We start from the raw sequence: 19,225 nt of genomic DNA, 5'->3' as shown, positions 1-19,225 counted from the left end.
TTATGCCTGAAACACTGAATTATCAAAATCGTGCCATAGCTTATAGTGTGCTTGCACATATCTATGATAAAGGGACATTAGCTCATGGTCCATTAGATATTTTTATTCCTATAGTAAAAAATGCACTATCTGAACTATATCCATTAGGAGTGGTGAAGGGAAATAGCATGAAAGAAATTACTGATGCTATTGAGAAAAAGTTTTCATTGGTCATTCCTATATCCGTCTTAAATAATATTTTAAAAGTTATTGCTTCAGAAATAAATAAGACGAATGGTCGTGAGGACATGCGGATATTTAATGATGGCTCATTTTGGATTGATAAATTTATATTTGAAGACTACTCTGAATTGATACAAAAAGGTAAAGAGGATGTGGCGAAAGTTGTGCATATGTTTAAAACTTTTTGTAAAGCGTATAATGTAGGTACTACAAATAATGACGTTGATTTATTTAAGTTTGTAGAACAAAATCGTAGTGAGATATCATATTATTTGGCAAATGGTAGTAGTGAAGCTACGATAGATTCTTCTCACAATGTTCTTATAGCGCAATTTATTGATACATTTAAACAAGTCCCTGAGATTTTTGAAAAGATTCGTGATATTTATTTGGGTTCAATGCTTTCATGTTATTTGGACTATCAGCCGTCTGATGCCAATATGAATGTTGAACTATTATTAGATACAAATTTCATTATTAGCCTCTTGGATTTAAATACTCCAGAATCAACCGAAACTTGTAATACTCTTATAGACGTAAGCCGAAAATTAGGTTATAAGTTTACAGTTCTGAAAGATACAATAGAGGAGATTCAGGCATTGTTGTTATTTAAATCTACAAATTTAAGCAGTGCAATTATTGCTAAAAATATAAATCGTGAAGATATTTATAATGCTTGCGATAGAAGACACTTATCTAGCACGGATTTAAATAGAATATCGGATAATTTAGAGGATACACTTGTTAATCACTTCAAATTCCATGTTATACCACAAACAAAACAATGGCAAGGAAAGGCGAAATTTAGCAAGGAATTTTCTATAATTCGCAAATATAGAAATACGGACAAAGCAGCCTTGCATGATGCTATGGCTTTGGTTTATGTTAGGGAGAAGCGAGGGGAAAAGTATATCCAAGAGTTTGGTAAAGTTAACTGTTGGTTTGTCAATAATGCGATAAGTCATGATAATGATTATTCGGATACAGAGTATAAGGATTTATATAGCTGCAAGAAGCATCAGCCAGAAATTATTAAAGTAGATGACTTGTTAAATATTCTTTGGTTGAGTAATCCGACAATTGATATTACTAGTGATGATGTTGCTACAATGGGGATAACATCTTTAGTTTCATATACTTTAAATTCATCTTTGCCTAAAGCAAGGATTATTAAAGAATTAGATGATAATATCCAAAAATATCGCGAAATCTATAAAATTACGGATAGGGATGTTGTTAACTTATCAACTCGTATCGCAAGCAGGCAAATAAAAGATGTGCAAGAGCTTAATGAACTTGCACATAAAGATGAGGCTGCATTTGCGGCAAGGGTCAAAGATGAATCTATGCGGCAGGAGCAAATTGAGGTAAATCGTGCCCAAAAATTTGATAATCTATTTCAAATGCTTCAAGGTGAGATAAAAGAAATTAAGGATAATCAAGTAAAAATGCAACAAAAGTATAATGAACGTATGCACGAACTTGAAAGCAAAGAAGCCGAGTTAAAAAATAGTGAAAAAATTATATACCAAGAAAATGAAGTTCTAAAAGCAGACAAAGATCAACTTGTTTCAGAGAAAGAAGGTATAAAAAAGGAAAAGGAGATATTTGAGATGAAAATCAAGAATTTATGGGAGCAAGAAAATAAACAACGAGCAGAACAAAAAGAAAAAATTCTTGATTATGAAATTGCAAAATCAAAAACTCGTTCTACAACTTTATTTGTAGTTGGTTTGTTCATAATGATTATTACGTTAGGGGCAATGTCTTATTACTATTTTGTTGCTGCAGATGATACAGTACAAGTGATTAATGATTTTTGTAATTTCAAACCCATTTCTTTTGTGATAACGTTCATTCTTGCACTATTTAATTACTTTACTATTTCAAATTTTTATAATTGGCATTACAATCCTTCATTCGTTGTCAACAAAAAGAAGTTGGTGAAAATTCCTGATTGTTATAAACCAATTAGTTTTGAAGACTATATGCATGAAAAATAGTGCTAGGGTAATGATTCCAACTTAATGATCAAAAATAGTATGGCGATTTAAATTTAGTTACTTGTCAATAAACAACCTGAAAGTTGTGCCGTCTCAATTATTTATAGTACTTTTGCCTACAAAATAGGGCAAAGGTATTTTTGATGCATATAATGGCAGAAGAAAAGATAGGCAACGCATTGGAAGTAAAAGAGGAAACGGTGGAATGCAAAAGCAAAGATTGGGTTTGCCATTCGCAGGCTATAGCAGCAATCATGTCGAACCGAATGGGAGAACTTAGCATGACACAACGAGCGTTGGCCGAGAAGATGAATTGCACTCAGCAATATGTTTCCAAGGTGTTGAAAGGTCGCGAGAATTTGTCATTGGAAACCTTGTGCAAGATAGAAAATGCATTAGGTATCAAAATATTGTAAGCCGGAATAAATAAGTAATAATACCATAATAGGGCACAAGAATATGTCAATACAGAGCGAAGCGGCATTGGAAGCTGGACTTATAGCCACACTTCGGCAAATGGGCTACGAATATGTCCAGATTACTGAAGAAGACAATCTTTATGCCAATTTCAAACGGCAGTTGGAAATTCACAACAAGAAACAATTGGCGGAAGTTGGTCGTAACTCATTTACGGATGAAGAGTTTGAGAAGATAGTGATATATCTTGAAGGTGGTACTCGCTTTGAAAAGGCAAAGAAACTTCGTGACCTATATCCTCTTGATACTGCTAACGGACAGCGCATTTGGGTAGAATTCCTTAATCGTACCCAATGGTGTCAGAACGAGTTTCAGGTGTCGAATCAGATTACGGTGGAGGGACGAAAGAAGTGTCGCTATGATGTGACGATTCTTATCAATGGCCTCCCTCTGGTTCAGATTGAATTGAAGCGTCGGGGTGTAGAACTCAAGCAGGCATACAATCAGATACAACGCTATCATAAGACATCCTTTCATGGGCTGTTCGACTATATTCAGCTATTTGTTATCTCCAATGGCGTAAACACTCGTTATTTTGCCAATAATCCCAATGGTGGATATAAATTCACGTTCAACTGGACGGATGCGGCAAATATGCCATTCAATGAACTGGATAAGTTTGCTGTATTTTTCTTGGAAAAGTGTACGCTCGGTAAGATTATCGGAAAATATATCGTATTGCATGAAGGGGATAAATGCTTGATGGTACTTCGCCCATACCAGTTCTATGCTGTAGAAAAGATATTGGATCGGGTACAGAACTCCAACGATAACGGTTATATCTGGCATACTACAGGCGCAGGAAAAACCTTGACTTCATTCAAGACAGCACAGCTTGTTTCGGAGTTGGATGATGTAGATAAGGTCATGTTCGTTGTTGACCGTCATGACCTTGACACACAAACGCAGTCGGAATATGAAGCCTTTGAACCGGGAGCTGTTGACGGTACGGACAATACGGATGAACTGGTAAAACGGCTGCATAGTAACTCCAAGATTATCATTACCACTATTCAGAAACTCAATGCTGCCGTAAGTAAGACATGGTACAGCAGCAAGATAGATTCGATACGCCACTCCCGTATCGTGATGATATTTGATGAGTGTCACCGCAGTCACTTCGGGGAGAGTCATAAGAAGATTATGCAATTCTTCGATAATGCCCAGATATTCGGATTTACTGGAACTCCTATTTTTACAGAGAATGCAGTTGATGGGCATACGACCAAAGAGGTGTTCGGCAACTGTCTACATCGTTATCTGATTAAAGATGCCATTGCCGATGAAAATGTTCTCGGTTTCCTTGTAGAATATTATCATGGCAGTGAGGAAGTGCAGAACGGCAGTGCCAATCGCATGACGGAAATCGCCAAATTCATCCTTAATAATTTCAATAAGTCAACATTTGACGGAGAGTTCGATGCATTGTTTGCTGTACAGTCCGTACCGATGCTTATCCGTTATTACAAGATATTCAAGGAACTGAATCCCAAGATTCGTATAGGTGCAGTTTTTACTTATGCAGCCAATGGAAGTCAAGATGATGATCTGACAGGAATGGGTACAGGTTCTTATCTGAATGACAGTGCCGGTGAGGTTGATGAACTGCAAGCCATCATGGATGACTACAATGAAATGTTCGGGACATCGTTTACGACAGAGAACTTCCGTGCATATTATGATGACATTAACCTGCGTATGAAAAAGAAGCGAGCTGATATGAAGCCGCTTGATCTTTGTCTGGTCGTCGGAATGTTCCTTACCGGTTTTGACAGCAAGAAACTCAATACGCTTTATGTAGACAAGAATATGGAATACCACGGCTTGTTGCAGGCATTCAGCCGGACAAACCGTGTGCTGAATGAAAAGAAACGCTTCGGAAAGATTGTGTGTTTCCGTGATTTGAAAAGCAATGTTGATACCGCTATCAAATTGTTCAGCAACAGTAACAATCCGGAAGAAATAGTGCGACCTCCGTTTGAAGAAGTCAAACAGGAATACAAGGAGCTTGCTACCAATTTTTTGAAGAAATATCCGGATACAAATTGCATAGACCTTTTGCAGAGTGAAAAAGCTAAGAAAGAGTTTGTTTTGGCGTTCCGTGATATTATCCGTAAACATGCTGAAATACAGATATACGAGGATTATAATGAAGAGTCTGATGATCTCGGCATGACGGAACAGCAATTTATGGATTTCAGAAGTAAGTATCTTGATATCCATGATACTTTTGCACTCGTTGATCCAGCACCGTCACCCAAACCGGATGATGATACAGATGTTCCGGATGACGGAGACCTCGGTGATGTGGATTTCTGCCTTGAACTCCTACATAGCGACATTATCAATGTGGCATATATCCTTGAACTCATTGCAGAACTTGACCCATATAGTGCCGATTACGCAGAACGCCGTCAGAATATCATTGATACGATGATTAAAGACGCAGAAATGCGCAGCAAAGCCAAACTTATCGATGGTTTCATTCAAAAGAATGTGGATGACGATAAGGAAAACTTCATGATTCAGCGAGGTAAAGCTGACGGTACAAGCGATTTGGAAGAACGGTTGAACCACTATATTGCCGTTGAGCGAGAAAATGCCGTCAACTCATTGGCTAAGGAAGAGGAAATATCGTCATCGGTATTGAATCACTTCCTCAAAGAATATGACTACCTGCAAAAAGAGCAGCCGGAAATCATACAAAAAGCATTGAAAGAGAAGCATCTCGGATTGATAAAGACGAGAAAGGCGTTGACGAGGATTTTAGACAGATTGCGTAATATCATACGCACTTTCAGTTGGGATTAAAAGAAATACTGATATGGTAAAGACAAATGAACCCGGATATGTGTATATCTTGACTAATCCAAGTTTTCGTGAGGATTGGGTCAAGATCGGTAAAAGTGCGCGGCCTGTAGATATACGTTCCAAGGAACTTGACAACACGGCTGTTCTGTTGCCTTTTGAGATTTATGCAACCATTCAGACGGTCAAATATAACGATGTTGAAAAGCATGTACACAAGACTATTGATCGGTTGACGGATTTGCGTATTCGTCAGAATCGGGAGTTTTTCAATGTACCGCCTCAAATAGCTTTGGATATATTCAATGACATAGCCAAGATGATTGATGATGCGGTTGTTACGGTCTATGTAGATAATAAACCGGTTTGTCATAACGAAAAAGATTCATTGCCTGTCGTGCAGAAACGAACCGTAAAGCGAGGACGTTTCAAATTCAGCATGGTCGGTATTAAAATAGGGGAATGTGTTACCTTTATTCCTACGGATACGGAAGTCAAGGTAGCAAGCGATGATTCCGTTGAATACGAAGGTCGTATTTATAAATTGTCCCCTTTTGTCGGTACGTTTATGCCGGAAGAGAAACGAAATACATCGGGTGCATATCAAGGGGCAAAATATTTCTCATATAAAGGGAAAGTGCTGGATGACCTGAGAAGTATAATAGAGAGCAATATACCATTGCCGGAAAGTGATGTAATACAAGATAATATAGAGCAATAAAGATATGAGCGAAGAACTGCAACAGAAACTCCGTGACCAGCTTTGGGAGGTCGCAAACCGTTTGCGTGGCAATATGTCGGCAAGCGATTTTATGTATTTTACCTTGGGATTCATCTTCTACAAATACCTGTCGGAGAAGATAGAAACATACGCTAACAGTGCGTTGGATGATGATGAAGTTACATTCAAGGAATTATGGGAAATGACCGATTCGGATGCACCGGAATTGCAGGAAGAGGTTAAGAACCAGTGCTTGGAAAATATAGGCTACTTCATTGAACCGAAGTTCTTGTTTTCGTCCGTAATTGAGGCTATCAAGCGGAAAGAAAATGTTCTTCCTATGTTGGAACGCTCGTTGAAGCGTATAGAAGACAGCACTTTGGGACAGGATAGTGAAGAGGATTTTGGTGGATTGTTCTCGGACATTGATTTGGCTTCGCCTAAATTGGGAAAAACAGCAGATGATAAAAACACGCTCGTCAGCAATGTGCTTCTTGCATTGGACGATATTGACTTTGGTGTAGAGGCCTCGCAAGAAATTGATATTTTGGGCGATGCTTACGAATATATGATTAGCCAGTTTGCAGCCGGCGCAGGCAAGAAAGCCGGAGAGTTCTATACTCCGCAAGAGGTCAGCCGTATATTGGCGGAGATTGTTACTCTTGGGCATAACCGTTTGCGTAATGTTTATGATCCTACTTGTGGTAGTGGTTCGCTATTGCTCCGTGCGGCAAGTATCGGTAAGGCAGCATATATCTACGGACAAGAGAAAAATCCGACTACCTACAATCTTGCTCGAATGAATATGTTGCTACATGGCATCCGGTTCAGCAGCTTCAAAATAGAGAATGGTGATACGCTTGAATGGGATGCATTCGATGATATGCAGTTCGATGCAGTGGTTGCAAATCCTCCGTTCTCTGCCGAATGGAGTGCAGCCGATAAATTCAACAACGACGACCGTTTTAGTAAAGCAGGTCGACTTGCGCCTAAGAAAACGGCCGATTATGCTTTTATCCTGCATATGGTCTATCATCTCAATGAAGGTGGTACGATGGCTTGCGTTGCTCCGCATGGAGTATTGTTTCGAGGGAATGCAGAGGGCGTTATACGCCGTTTCCTGATAGAGAAGAAAAACTATATTGATGCCATTATCGGGCTGCCTGCCAATATTTTCTATGGTACAAGCATTCCGACCTGTATTCTCGTATTGAAGAAATGCCGTAAGGAAGACGATAATATCCTGTTCATTGATGCCAGCAAAGAGTTTGAAAAGGTCAAGACCCAAAACAAACTCCGCCCTCAGCATATCCAGAAGATTGTAGAAACCTACCGCGACCGCAAGGAGATTGAAAAGTACAGTCACCTCGCTACTTTACAGGAGGTCGCCGAAAATGACTATAACCTGAATATTTCTCGTTATGTCGATACTTTTGAGGAAGAAGAGCCTATCGACATCAAAGCAGTCATGGCTGAAATAACGGAATTGGAAGCCAAGCGAGCCGAACTGGATAAGGAGATAGAGATCTATTTGAAAGAATTGGGGCTGGTTGAATAATTACACTATGGCAGAGATAGACAACATCCCTGAAATGCGTCCATCATTCGACAATATACGCCGTCAGGATGGGGGCGGAAACGAATACTGGAGTTCACGTGACCTTTGCGCTGCTATGGGCTATTCGGCTTATTGGAAATTCCAAAGAGTCATAGACAAAGCTATCAAGGTGGCAGGTGAAAAAGGAATGAATGTTGACGACCATTTCAACCAAACGGTTGATATGGTAAGAATTGGAAGCGGCTCATTCCGTAAGGTCAATATTTTCCGTCTGTCTCGTATGGCATGTATGATTGTTGCCGAAAATGCCGATGTCAAAAAAGTGTTGGTACAACAAGCTCGCGATTATTTTACTCGAACAATTTCGACAAACGAATTGATGCAAAATTCGTTGAATTCTAACATTTTGCTGTATAAAACAGCGCAAGGCGAAGTGCGAATAGAAGTGATATTCAACAGTGAAACATTTTGGATGTCACAAAAGCGTATGGCCGATTTGTTCGGGGTGGATGTACGGACTGTCAACTATCATCTTGGTCAGATTTACGAAACAGGTGAGCTTACTAAAGAGGCAACTATCCGAAAAATTGGGATAATTCAATCAGAGGGAAAACGGGATGTGGAGCGTACACCGCTGTTCTATAATTTGGATGCCATTATTGCAGTAGGTTATCGTGTCAATAGCTATCAGGCCACTCAGTTCCGTATCTGGGCTACATCTGTATTGAAGGAGTTTATTATTAAAGGATATGTGCTTGATGATGAACGCTTGAAGCAGGGAAAACACTTTGGCAAAGATTATTTTGATGATTTGCTGGAGCGCATTCGTGAGATACGCACATCAGAACGCAGATACTACCAAAAGATAACAGACATCTATGCTGAATGCAGTGCCGATTACGATCCGAAATCGGATTGTACCAAATTGTTTTTCAAGATGGTGCAAAACATGATGCACTTGGCTGTAACTCATCGTACCGCTGCCGAAATAGTGTATGAACGTGCCGACTCGGAAATGCCACACATGGGATTGACCACTTGGAAGAAAGCTCCCGATGGCAGAGTCCAGAAGTCTGATACGATTGTGGCAAAGAACTACTTGTCAGACAAAGAGGTTTTAGAACTCAACGGCATAACTAACGCATTTCTTGAATTTGCAGAGCAGCGTGCCCAACGCCATATTATTACAACGATGGCAGACTGGAAGCAGCGTCTTGAACAGTTTCTTGCTACAATGGACTATCAAGCACAAGATTCAGCCGGTAAAGTTTCTCAAGAAGAAGCACGAGAGAAGGCGTATGGTGAGTATGAAAAATATAAAGTGATTCAAGACCGCTCGTTTATCTCTGATTTCGACCGGTTTAATGATGGTGACAAATTGTTGCCGTTTGATATCAATCCCGATAAAGAATAATGATTATGGCAGATAATAACGAAAATAAAGTCCTCAATGTTCCCCATTTGAGATTTCCAGAGTTCAGTGGGGAGTGGGAGACAAAATCAATAAACGATTTAGCAGATGTAATAGGCGGTGGTACACCCGATACAACAGTAAAATCATATTGGGATGGAGGAATACAATGGTTTACGCCTTCTGAGATAGGTAAAAATAAATTCGTTGATGCAAGTCTGCGTACCATAACAGAAGACGGACTAAACAATTCCAGTGCAAAGCTTTTGCCTCCCAATACGATACTTTTAAGTTCTCGTGCCACAATTGGAGAATGTTCATTATCTCTCAGAGAATGTGCTACAAACCAAGGTTTTCAATCTCTTGTATCTAAAAAATGCAATGTAGATTTTCTCTACTACCTAATACAAACAAAAAAGAAAGATTTAATAAGGAAGTCTTGCGGCTCAACCTTTTTAGAAATTTCCGCAAATGAAGTTCGTAAAATTCAAGTATCTGTTCCATCTGATGTTGAGCAACAAAAGATTGCTGGGTTATTATCGTTGATAGATAAACGCATTGCTACCCAAAACAAAATCATTGAAAAATATGAATCCTTAATTCAGGCAATTATTTATCAGAAAAAGGCGGCTGGAATACGCAAGGGTGATTGGCAGAAAACGGAATTAAGCAACGTTCTGAAAGAACGAATCGAAAAGAATACAAATGGTTACATCATTTGTTCCGTATCTGTAAGCCAAGGTGTTATTAATCAGATTGAATATCTTGGACGTTCTTTTGCAGCAAAAGAAACGCTTCATTATAATGTCGTTAAATATGGCGATATTGTTTACACGAAAAGCCCTACCGGAGATTTTCCGTATGGTATAGTGAAACGCAGCTATATTAAAGATGATGTTGCGGTTTCACCCCTGTACGGTGTCTATATGCCGGTAAATGACTACATCGGGGTTATTCTGCACTTCTATTTCATGCAGCCAAGCAACGCTTTCAATTATTTGCATCCACTTATACAGAAAGGGGCAAAGAATACCATCAACATTACTAACGAACGTTTCTTGAAAAACTCTATCCCTCTCCCCAAAACAGAGAATGAAGCAATCTATATTGCGAATACCTTGATAAGCATTCAGAAAAAGATTGATATGGAGAAAAAAATGTTGTGGTCATATGAAAAGGAGAAACAATATTTGCTTAGTAAGATGTTTATATAAACAACTTGCTTAAGAGGTGATTTTTCTGTTTACAAAGCAACTTGGCTATGCTCTTTTCAACGGCAAGTTTATCTGAATAGGTTTTGAGGGCTGAGTATATCTTCCTCTGCCTTTCTACTGTTGGAAAAGAAAACCCTTTCTTCATAAAGTCATTCTTTTGCAGATTAAAGCGTGTACTGCCTTGTGCCAGCGGAAAAACCACCTTTCTAAACGACTTTGTTGAAACATAAAATGCTAAGAACGGAGGGAAAATCTTATTGTCATCTATAATATGGATACCAAAGCAGAAACTATTTAGGTATAATGGATAAGTGTCTCCCAAATACACAGCTCCTATTCCAACTTCCTCTGCCGTTTCAGATGACAAAGTAAAAAGAATGTCACCATAATGGACAACTGATTGCTGTTCAGCTCCATTGATTTTGACTAAACCGACATTAGTCGCATTAATGATTTGATTCTGATAGACATTCATATATGTTATGTACGGACAGCCTTCACCAAAATCCTCTGCACTTTTACCTGATAAGCCGGAATACGATTTTCCAAAATCACTAAAGGCCAATTCAACTTTATGTTGTTCTGATTCTATCAAAGTATCACACATTGCCTGAATTAAGGATGAAATTTCAGTTATGTCCGCCATTGTTGAAATGTTGTTGTGCAATCAAAATGGTGAATCATTCAAATTGAGGGATGTTGGTTGTTTTGTAAGAGGATTAACCTATGCAAATGAAGATGTTACAGAAAATAAAGCCGCCACTACTGTAATACGAGCAAATAATTTGAATTACGGCAACAATGTAGACAAAGATGAAGTTGTTTACGTTAATAAAACACCAACTACAAGCCAAATCCTGCGAAAAGGTGATATTGTTATTTGTATGGCTAATGGTTCTTCTTCTCTTGTAGGGAAAAACTCATATTATCCATTCAATGATGGACAATCTACGATAGGTGCATTTTGCGGTATCTACCGCACATCATATCCATTTGTAAAATGGTTAATGCAATCACAGAGATACAAGAGGCTGGTGTATCAATCACTGCAAGGGGGAAATGGAGCTATTGCAAATCTCAATGGCGATGACATATTAAATATGAGTTTTCCTCTGATAGAGAATGGGAAATCCCAATCAATCATTTTTGCCATTGATGCGATAGAGAAATCGTTAATGGTAAACAAAAGTTTGCAAAGATTGTACTACACACAAAAATCTTATTTGCTGAAACAGATGTTCATATAAACATAGTATTCAATAAATAAGACTTTTGACTGGATAAGCAAAATTGTACTTTGGCTTCATTATGAAGTTTTGCATCAATAGCATTTACTATTGTAAGGATGCGCATTTGCTCTTGTGCTGACGGAAGTAGAATCGGCATATCCAACCATTCATCCACATTGATAGATCTTCCATCACGTATGCCGTATGTTACAAGTTTAAGAGACTTTATAAACGGCTTTGATGTGAAAAAATGAGACAGATAGCCATACACCACTAAATCGTTGGGACGCAGTATTGTATATGCTGGACTACATATTCCTGTTGTATCAGAGAAAGCAAAACCTCCTTGAAAAGAACGAAGATGTACAACATAATCACCTTTACGGACAATCTTATATCCACTGATACTTTCTTGTTCAAATTTGATGTCTATGTTTATATTGCTACGCTCAATCATACCTAACTCTTGACTGGCAGAAAGAACATTTTTGTAAGCAAGTTTTTTATTCTTCTCATTGACCACTTCAAAAAGTTGACAGAAAGAATAAGTCTTGCCATTTGTTGATGAATAGAGTTTATCAACAATGGCGGACTTTAGTTTCTTCAAATCCTCAATGATTTTGTTTTGGGTCGCGATTCGTTCTTCGATTAAGTTGAGAAATTTTGCAATTTTCTCTTGCTCTAAGAGACTTTGAGGTAGGCAATGCCTTGTCTCAAAAAAATCTTGAATACCAACATTTAACAATCCATGATTCCTTGCTCCTTCAACTGCGATTTCAGAAATACCTTGATGCCATTTTGAAGTTTCAAAATAGTGAGTTAAAAAATCCGATGAGACATGACTATACGGTTTAAAGCAAATGTATAGAGAGGATAATGTACCTTGCTCATAACAGTCAAGTCGCTTTATTGCACCCCACGGATATTCTGAAGAATAGCTTTTATTATAGGCAAAATCTCCTTTATGTAATAAATAGTAATTCGACATATTCTCACTTGCAATGACTTTATTGAAGAATGAAATTTGGTCAACCAAGCCATATTGTGCGGAAATTGTTAGTGGCAGTTTGCAAAGATTGTTTTTATTTTTCCTTTTAACTCGCTCTACAAAATCTGATAACACAGACTCCTTCCATTCATCTGTAAACTCTGGAAATCTCAAAAGGGGAACATTACCTATTATATTTCTCTAATTATTAGAACCAATTAAATTCAAAATTATGATTCAGAAGACAATTAGAGAAATTTCGGACGCATGGCGAGAGAACAAGCGACCGTATGTGAAACAATCGACATTGGCAGCCTACATGTTGATTCTTGAAAATCACATTTTGCCAAAGTTTGGTGAGAGTAACGAACTTCATGAAAATGATGTACAAGGCTTTGTGCTTGAAAAGTTGGAAGGCGGATTGAGCATGAAATCTGTTAAGGACATTCTTATTGTCCTAAAGATGGTTATGAAATTCGGGGTGAAAAACGAATGGATGAACTATTACGAATGGGATATTAAGTACCCAACAGACGTTGCTGGTAAAAAGTTGGAGGTCTTGTCCGTGGCAAATCATAAAAAGATTCTGAACTATATTCAGAGCCACTTTTCCTTTCCGGGACTTGGTATCTATATCAGCCTTAGTACCGGTCTGCGTATAGGGGAGATCTGTGCTTTGAAATGGAGCGACATCAATGTATATGACGGGATTCTAACCGTTAACCGGACGATAGAACGCATCTATATCATAGAAGGAGAGAGAAAACATACAGAGCTGGTCATCAACACGCCAAAGACAAAAAACTCTTGCCGTGAAATCCCGATAAACAAAGAATTGCTTACTATGTTAAAGCCTTTGAAAAAAGTAATTAATGACGATTATTACATTCTTACTAATGATGAGCGTCCGACAGAGCCACGCACATATCGCAACTACTATAAAAGGCTTATGGAGAAACTTGATATTCCCAAGCTGAAGTATCATGGACTCCGTCATAGTTTTGCGACTCGTTGTATAGAGGTCGGTTGTGATTATAAGACTGTTAGTGTGCTACTGGGGCATTCAAATATCTCAACTACACTGGACTTATATGTTCATCCAAATATGGAACAGAAAAAGCGATGCATATCTAAGGTGTTCAAGTCACTGGGTAAATAAAGTTATGTATAGAGCGAGGAAATTAATGCTGTAATTTCTTCGCTCTCAATTGTTCTGTGATTCAGAATTATGTTGTATATTTGAATGTTATTAAAAATATTACTTATGAGAAAGGGTTTGATATTCTTCTTGGGAATTGTTACTGGGTGTGTATTAACAATTGCAGTACTTTTTGTTATAGGTATTACCAATTCAAATGCTAACGAATCGGATATTACGATTGCCGAGCAACAGACGGTATTTACTACCGCAACAAAATTTGAAGTTTTTCAGGTTCTTGGGGATGGTGCTTTGGCCAATTGCGAGGAGAAAGGGTATTCAACTTCATTTTTTACTGGGCCGGTCGTCTATATTGTGACAGATGGTCAGAATCTGTTTTATGATGATCAGGTAATTGAAGTACCTAAAGGTAAAAAGGCTATGCAAATAGGAACATTTCGTTATGAGACCAAACTTGGTGAAAAAGTAGTTCCTGTAATAAAGTTTCAATAACATAGGCATATTATAAAAGTCTCAACTGGTAGCAATCTCTATCCGATTGAGACTTTTCGTTTATTTACCTCTATCCAAAAACTTCTGTACTATTAACGCTATACCAATTCCTAAAACGGCAATGAGAATACAGCAGATAACTGCTTTCCAAATCAATCCGGAATGCAAAATCTCTGCATTAGCCACTATCATGCACACGAAAAAAGAAGATAGAACAACTACAATGATAATCAAAATGTAGAATGCCGTATCTGGGATGGGGATGGCATTGTCGGCTTTCTTCATTCTCCGCTCGGTTTCCTTACATTTGCTCTCAATCTGGCTGAGAAAATTGCATAGAAGGGTCGCACCAAATTCTACTGCTAAATTCTGCATTTCTTTAGAAATGATAGGTTTGCACTCACGTATAGAGCCGGACAGATTTTCAACTTCTGTTCTCAACTTGAACACGTTATCATTCAGGCTGGCAAGTTCCTTTGCGTTGATATCGAGTAACCGTTTCTCTTCCTCCAGATATTCATTCTTGGGAGTGTTTTTTATGGATTCCGCTTCATTCATTTCTGCGGAAAAATCAAATTTCGTCTTCATGTGCTTATCGTTTTAATCCTATTTTCGTTTTCTTTCCTAACGAACGACTGGCAGCACGAGCGCATCTGCGAGCCCATTGCAAATCGTCTTCGTCCTTGTCTCTCCACGGAAGGTCGCTTTGTGAACCTCCGCCACTTCCTCCGGTTGTTACATTGGGAGTATCTATCAGTCCGACAAATATAGCTACCGCCATATCGGTAAGTTCCTGACAGTTGGCAACAGCCCTGTAATCAAACTCGTCATTGAAACAGTCGAGCACTTTTTCCGAAATATAGAACTTGTGTTCCTTGTCTTCATGATTGAGGGTATAGGGAATCATATCGTGACGATATGTGAGATATTGGGTATAGTCAATAGGAGCAACCTTATGTATCGCTATCTGTTGAACGGCTTGGGGAGCATTATTTCTAATGACGGTAGCTGGCTGATGGTGCAGTTTCTTCCATGTCGCAGGAAGTTTCGAGACCATTAGATTCCTGCCGATTCCCAATTCTGAAGCCTTGTATTTGGTGTTTCCATTCATGAGAGCATATCCACGGAGAAGACCTTTCTTGTCCTCCCTTTCATGGACGGTATAACCTTTCCGTATAAGAGCATTCTTGTACTCATCCCATGACCATGATGGCATTGCTTTCAACACCTCCATACAGTCCCGGTTCACTTGTGGAATGTTGCGATTTCGGATTTGTGCCGCAGTCGTCCAGCCTCGTTTCTTTGCCACTCGTTCGGCAGCACGTTGCGCCCGAAGATGAATGTTGTGGTCATTGTTGATGTTGCCGTTCTCATCCAGACGGCAGACCGCAGCATGTAGATGGGGAACTTCGCCTTTGGATTCCGTATGAAGCCAAACCGAGTACTTGCTGCCTGCCAAATTGGTCGGATAGGAACGGACTTTTCCATCCTTGCCGGTAATCACCTGTTTGTCGAACTCCTCGGCGAAATCTTGCCAAAGATTTTGCCAATCTTCGATGTCATAGAATTGGGTATGTTCGGGCGATGGACTCAGCTCGATTCTGATAACGGAGTTCTTTATCGGTCGATGCTGGGATAGGGTCAACTGCATGGAGTTCCATATCCCCATAGCATCCGGTTCTGAGGACAACAGATTGTCCAATACCCGATAGATTTTCTCCGGATGCTTCTTATGCTGTGATTCGCCGGTAATGTAACGGAGGTCGTTTATGCCGTGCGATATGGCTTTGGCTTTCGCAATCATTCTTCTTCGGATTTAGGGGTGGACGGAATTTTGTTCTTCTCTTTTACAGCATTCAGGAACTGGCAGATATTTTCAGCCACATTACCTAATTCTTTCAGCCAGCCCACCATAAACGGAACCTGATTGAACATTGCCATGCGCTGCTTTGTGGACATTCCGTGTAGGGCGGAGGTGTATTTTACGAGGTCTGACCGACAATCGTCCAGATTCTGTAACAGTACCGCTTCTTCTTTCGTGAGCCTTGCTTTTGGCTTGAAGTTATACGCACGTGATAATATGTAGTCACTTACAGTCATGCCGCATTGTCCGGCCAGTGATTTTATATGCTCCTTCTGAGTAAGAGTGACTTTAGCTCCGATAAAGACACTTCTGGTTTCTTTCGAGGAGTCCGATGTATTTTCAATATCTTCTTTCATTTGAATCGTTTTATAATGGTTGACTAGGTGCGAGCTTGCGAGTACCGCACCGGCGAGGGAACTGAGCAGGCGAGAGCGACAATGTACAACCGTAACGCAGTGAGGTTATACCTTGGCATATCTCGCAACAGTTACCTGTTGATGCTTCACGGCAAGCCACATCGGTTGCGTATAGTGAGCTGGCACTCGGATAGGAAACATAGGATGATACTAGCCTCTAAAAGAGGGGATATGAATATCTCACATGATGTCTTCCTCCGACTTTGCTTTATTCTTATATATACGCCCCAACAATAAAGTAAAGTTGAAATCAATAATGGTATTCTGGATTGAAGGCATAATCTTTCCCTTCTTTTATAACCATTTGTTTGTCGCTGAGCAATGTTGCGACCTTTACCGCCTTGTTATAACCGAGTTTTATACCCTGTAATCCGTAACCCTCTTTCAAGCGTTCTATATAATCATCGTAATTGTTGATGTTGCCATTGGCAAAAACGGCATCCAATGCTGGACGATGTACATTCTTTGGAATCTCCTTGTCCGGATCGAACGGTCCTTTGGTTGGTCGTCCGGTCTTCTTCTCTTTGGGCAGATAGGACTCTACCGGTTCGGGCATGGCTTCCTCGTTTATGCGGAAGGCGAAAGGCTCAAACTCACTGTCACGGATATGGACGGCTTCGACCACGCTTACAGCTTTGTCCTCTTTGTCCACTTCGACCTGCATGATGGTTTCCGCTTTATTGTTGAGTTCCGTGCCGATGTGACCACGGGCATGTTCATCATTCTTGTTCTGATGCAAGATGGTATGGATATGGATTTGCCTGTCATCCGTCCACTGCATGAATTTGGAGATGATATCGGTAGATTCACCAGGAGAATTGATGTCATACAGGAAATCACGGATGCCATCAATTACCACCAGTCCCAAATCTGGTATCGTGCCAATGGCCTGTTCGACTATCGCCAGACGTAGTTTAGGGGAAAACTTGCGCAGAGCCAGCATGATCAGATTGTCCGGATTCTTGTATTCCGGTAGGTCGGCCAAACGTAAGATGCGTTTCAATACCAGTTGGCAATGATACCGCCCCTGCTCTGTGTCTATGTATAGAATCTTCCGTTTATTTTCAGGAAATGTAGACCGATAATGAAGAACGGTGCTGCCACTCAATGCCGATGCGACAATGGCCGAAATGTTGAAAGTTTTCTTACTTTTGGCTTTCCCGATGGAAGCACTGAAGTTTCCCAATGTTCCGATAACAGTATCGTCCACCATCAGAACCACTGGGGAGTGTTCGTATGTACTCGTTACGCTTATTGTAGACTCCGCTATGTAAGCGGTCAACTCTTCCGGAGAAAGAATAATAGTGTCTGTCTTTTCCATCGCTACCAGTTTTTAGGGTTCGGTTTACGGCGATGGGAGGCGAGCAAGGACTCATTCTCATCCTCGAAACTTTGCGGAGCCGGATTCTTCCGGGAAGATTCCAGCCATCTATCCAGTTCGTCACGATAGATGTAGAGATGCTTCCCTTGTTTTATAACTGGAATATCGTCCTTTTTGACCTTGTAATAAAAGGTCGACAACGGCATTTTAAGATAGTTGCAAGCCTCCTGTACGGTCATGGGGACGTGCGTGTCCTCTTTGGTTTCGTACTGCTTGGAAAGTTTCTCTGTAAGCAGGTTTTCCATACTTGCGATTCTGTCGCATAGTTCGCCTACCACAGTCGGCAGGTCGTTGAATGTCAGTTGGTCTTTTTTCATATTATGACTATTTTAATCGTTTAACATGCTGCGAACCAACTCAATGAAACCTTGCAGAACAATACAGATCGGATTAATTATTTCGTCTGCATACTTTTTCTATTGCGAGTCATCATTATCTGCATCTAAATGGAAACGATAATCGCCTTTATCGGGCACATCAATGGGAATCTGGCTTGAGACATTATCCCGTAAATTAAGTTTAAGATATTCAAGGGTTGCGTTTGCAAGTTCGTATGGAAATGATTTCTTGATAAAAACGGCTCTTTTCGCTAAGGGCACTCCCAAGCGTTCACCGATATTCCATGCCAAATGGCGAAGCCCCGGCGACCTCAGCGAATTGTCTATATTGGAACGAATCGGTTTATATGACTCAGGTTGATCGTAAGTCATATACTCTATATTGGAAATGAGGGTGGCAATATCCTCTTTGGAGAGATAGGGGGCAGTCTTGACGGTTACATATTCCCGAATCGCATCCATGATTTCCACTTGCCTTTCAATCTCTTTCTTTTTTAGTTCCACCAATATGGAATCATATTTATTCAAATGAGAATCTTGCGGACAATCAGAGTTTACAGTATCTTGATTCAACTGTTGGGACGGAGGACACCCCTGTTCAGCCAAACCCATCGGTCGCTCGATGGGCAGTATTTCAGTAGCATCCATAGATTCTATGGCGTTCTCTGATTTTACAATAGGGGTAGATGGCTCGCCAAAAGAGAAGTTGATAGGATTTTTTGTCAGCCATTTATAGAAAAATTTGTGCAGGAGTCCGCACAATATGATAGCTATTACCAGTCCAAGGATGACAGGAGTCGTTATGCGCATGATATTGATGTCATGGCAAAGGAAAAGATAAGTATCTATGGCCGCATAAATGATAACGGACAGTGCGAGGATAAAACTTATCTTTTTAGTCTGAATTTGTTTTTTATTCGTCATGGTCTGCAAGTATTTGGAAT

Annotated in this window: 18 protein-coding genes; 10 read left to right on the top strand and 8 right to left on the bottom strand. The window is 39.8% G+C overall.

What is annotated here, in order from left to right; all coding sequences use genetic code 11:
- Window positions 1-2: 2 nt before the first annotated feature.
- From DWW52_RS04605 to DWW52_RS04575, 7 genes are all read left to right on the top strand, one after another.
- A complete protein-coding gene (locus DWW52_RS04605) occupies window positions 3-2,225 on the top strand; it encodes a hypothetical protein (RefSeq protein WP_008764682.1) in 2,223 nt (740 codons plus the stop codon).
- Window positions 2,226-2,377: 152 nt separating this feature from the next.
- The gene (locus tag DWW52_RS04600) at window positions 2,378-2,641 is read left to right on the top strand and encodes a helix-turn-helix domain-containing protein (RefSeq protein WP_032588293.1); all 264 of its coding nucleotides are present in this window, start codon (window positions 2,378-2,380) and stop codon (window positions 2,639-2,641) included.
- Window positions 2,642-2,684: 43 nt separating this feature from the next.
- Complete coding sequence (locus DWW52_RS04595) at window positions 2,685-5,513, top strand: type I restriction endonuclease subunit R (RefSeq protein ID WP_008764685.1); 2,829 nt, start codon at window positions 2,685-2,687, stop codon at window positions 5,511-5,513.
- Between the two features lie 13 nt (window positions 5,514-5,526).
- A complete protein-coding gene (locus DWW52_RS04590) occupies window positions 5,527-6,231 on the top strand; it encodes a GIY-YIG nuclease family protein (protein WP_008764686.1) in 705 nt (234 codons plus the stop codon).
- Window positions 6,232-6,235: 4 nt separating this feature from the next.
- Window positions 6,236-7,789 (top strand): type I restriction-modification system subunit M, encoded by a 1,554-nt coding sequence (locus DWW52_RS04585; RefSeq protein WP_008764687.1) that lies wholly within the window; start codon window positions 6,236-6,238, stop codon window positions 7,787-7,789.
- Between the two features lie 7 nt (window positions 7,790-7,796).
- Window positions 7,797-9,203: a RhuM family protein gene (rhuM, locus tag DWW52_RS04580; protein WP_199691951.1), complete on the top strand. Its 1,407-nt coding sequence runs from the start codon at window positions 7,797-7,799 to the stop codon at window positions 9,201-9,203.
- Window positions 9,204-9,208: 5 nt separating this feature from the next.
- Complete coding sequence (locus tag DWW52_RS04575) at window positions 9,209-10,414, top strand: restriction endonuclease subunit S (protein WP_050443740.1); 1,206 nt, start codon at window positions 9,209-9,211, stop codon at window positions 10,412-10,414.
- Here DWW52_RS04575 and DWW52_RS04570 read toward each other — a convergent pair.
- Window positions 10,407-11,060 (bottom strand): restriction endonuclease subunit S, encoded by a 654-nt coding sequence (locus DWW52_RS04570; protein WP_230589111.1) that lies wholly within the window; start codon window positions 11,058-11,060, stop codon window positions 10,407-10,409. The two genes, DWW52_RS04575 and DWW52_RS04570, sit on opposite strands and share 8 nt — an antisense overlap.
- Here DWW52_RS04570 and DWW52_RS04565 point away from each other — a divergent pair.
- The gene (locus DWW52_RS04565) at window positions 11,050-11,661 is read left to right on the top strand and encodes a restriction endonuclease subunit S (RefSeq protein WP_233556694.1); all 612 of its coding nucleotides are present in this window, start codon (window positions 11,050-11,052) and stop codon (window positions 11,659-11,661) included. The genes DWW52_RS04570 and DWW52_RS04565 overlap by 11 nt on opposite strands.
- On the opposite strand, the gene DWW52_RS04560 is transcribed toward DWW52_RS04565, so the two are convergent.
- Window positions 11,654-12,805, bottom strand: a complete 1,152-nt coding sequence (locus DWW52_RS04560; protein WP_118714240.1) for a restriction endonuclease subunit S — start codon at window positions 12,803-12,805, stop codon at window positions 11,654-11,656. The genes DWW52_RS04565 and DWW52_RS04560 overlap by 8 nt on opposite strands.
- Window positions 12,806-12,863: 58 nt before the next feature.
- Here DWW52_RS04560 and DWW52_RS04555 point away from each other — a divergent pair, with 58 nt between their 5' ends.
- Window positions 12,864-13,790, top strand: a complete 927-nt coding sequence (locus tag DWW52_RS04555; RefSeq protein ID WP_008764693.1) for a site-specific integrase — start codon at window positions 12,864-12,866, stop codon at window positions 13,788-13,790.
- Between the two features lie 105 nt (window positions 13,791-13,895).
- Entirely contained in the window at window positions 13,896-14,282 is a 387-nt protein-coding gene (locus DWW52_RS04550) for a hypothetical protein (protein WP_008764694.1), read from the top strand.
- Between the two features lie 60 nt (window positions 14,283-14,342).
- Here DWW52_RS04550 and DWW52_RS04545 read toward each other — a convergent pair whose 3' ends face one another.
- From DWW52_RS04545 to DWW52_RS04520, 6 genes are all read right to left on the bottom strand, one after another.
- On the bottom strand, window positions 14,343-14,870 hold the full coding sequence (locus DWW52_RS04545) for a membrane protein (RefSeq protein WP_008764695.1): 528 nt from the start codon (window positions 14,868-14,870) through the stop codon (window positions 14,343-14,345).
- A 4-nt stretch (window positions 14,871-14,874) separates the two neighbouring features.
- Window positions 14,875-16,086: a hypothetical protein gene (locus tag DWW52_RS04540; RefSeq protein WP_008764696.1), complete on the bottom strand. Its 1,212-nt coding sequence runs from the start codon at window positions 16,084-16,086 to the stop codon at window positions 14,875-14,877.
- Window positions 16,083-16,502, bottom strand: a complete 420-nt coding sequence (locus DWW52_RS04535; RefSeq protein WP_008764697.1) for a hypothetical protein — start codon at window positions 16,500-16,502, stop codon at window positions 16,083-16,085. The genes DWW52_RS04540 and DWW52_RS04535 overlap by 4 nt, the downstream gene beginning before the upstream one ends.
- Window positions 16,503-16,812: 310 nt before the next feature.
- Window positions 16,813-17,883 (bottom strand): AAA family ATPase, encoded by a 1,071-nt coding sequence (locus DWW52_RS04530; protein ID WP_008764699.1) that lies wholly within the window; start codon window positions 17,881-17,883, stop codon window positions 16,813-16,815.
- Window positions 17,884-17,885: 2 nt separating this feature from the next.
- The gene (locus tag DWW52_RS04525; RefSeq protein WP_008764700.1) at window positions 17,886-18,260 is read right to left on the bottom strand and encodes a helix-turn-helix domain-containing protein; all 375 of its coding nucleotides are present in this window, start codon (window positions 18,258-18,260) and stop codon (window positions 17,886-17,888) included.
- A 99-nt stretch (window positions 18,261-18,359) separates the two neighbouring features.
- Complete coding sequence (locus DWW52_RS04520) at window positions 18,360-19,205, bottom strand: hypothetical protein (protein WP_008764701.1); 846 nt, start codon at window positions 19,203-19,205, stop codon at window positions 18,360-18,362.
- Between the last annotated feature and the right edge of the window lie 20 nt (window positions 19,206-19,225).

The organism is Odoribacter sp. AF15-53, from assembly GCF_003479425.1.
Lineage (GTDB): Bacteria > Bacteroidota > Bacteroidia > Bacteroidales > Marinifilaceae > Butyricimonas.
The sequence above is the reverse complement of the archived record's forward strand: the minus strand, read 5'-3'. Positions and strand labels throughout refer to the sequence as shown.

Coding starts and splice junctions, on each gene's coding strand:
- DWW52_RS04575 (WP_050443740.1), top strand. CDS start 9,209: ATGGCAGATAATAACGAAAATAAAGTCCTCAATGTTCCCCATTTGAGA.
- DWW52_RS04545 (WP_008764695.1), bottom strand. CDS start 14,870: ATGAAGACGAAATTTGATTTTTCCGCAGAAATGAATGAAGCGGAATCC.
- DWW52_RS04585 (WP_008764687.1), top strand. CDS start 6,236: ATGAGCGAAGAACTGCAACAGAAACTCCGTGACCAGCTTTGGGAGGTC.
- DWW52_RS04525 (WP_008764700.1), bottom strand. CDS start 18,260: ATGAAAAAAGACCAACTGACATTCAACGACCTGCCGACTGTGGTAGGC.
- DWW52_RS04555 (WP_008764693.1), top strand. CDS start 12,864: ATGATTCAGAAGACAATTAGAGAAATTTCGGACGCATGGCGAGAGAAC.
- DWW52_RS04520 (WP_008764701.1), bottom strand. CDS start 19,205: ATGACGAATAAAAAACAAATTCAGACTAAAAAGATAAGTTTTATCCTC.
- DWW52_RS04540 (WP_008764696.1), bottom strand. CDS start 16,086: ATGATTGCGAAAGCCAAAGCCATATCGCACGGCATAAACGACCTCCGT.
- DWW52_RS04550 (WP_008764694.1), top strand. CDS start 13,896: ATGAGAAAGGGTTTGATATTCTTCTTGGGAATTGTTACTGGGTGTGTA.
- DWW52_RS04565 (WP_233556694.1), top strand. CDS start 11,050: ATGTCCGCCATTGTTGAAATGTTGTTGTGCAATCAAAATGGTGAATCA.
- DWW52_RS04600 (WP_032588293.1), top strand. CDS start 2,378: ATGGCAGAAGAAAAGATAGGCAACGCATTGGAAGTAAAAGAGGAAACG.
- DWW52_RS04570 (WP_230589111.1), bottom strand. CDS start 11,060: ATGGCGGACATAACTGAAATTTCATCCTTAATTCAGGCAATGTGTGAT.
- rhuM (WP_199691951.1), top strand. CDS start 7,797: ATGGCAGAGATAGACAACATCCCTGAAATGCGTCCATCATTCGACAAT.
- DWW52_RS04530 (WP_008764699.1), bottom strand. CDS start 17,883: ATGGAAAAGACAGACACTATTATTCTTTCTCCGGAAGAGTTGACCGCT.
- DWW52_RS04535 (WP_008764697.1), bottom strand. CDS start 16,502: ATGAAAGAAGATATTGAAAATACATCGGACTCCTCGAAAGAAACCAGA.
- DWW52_RS04595 (WP_008764685.1), top strand. CDS start 2,685: ATGTCAATACAGAGCGAAGCGGCATTGGAAGCTGGACTTATAGCCACA.
- DWW52_RS04605 (WP_008764682.1), top strand. CDS start 3: ATGCCTGAAACACTGAATTATCAAAATCGTGCCATAGCTTATAGTGTG.
- DWW52_RS04590 (WP_008764686.1), top strand. CDS start 5,527: ATGGTAAAGACAAATGAACCCGGATATGTGTATATCTTGACTAATCCA.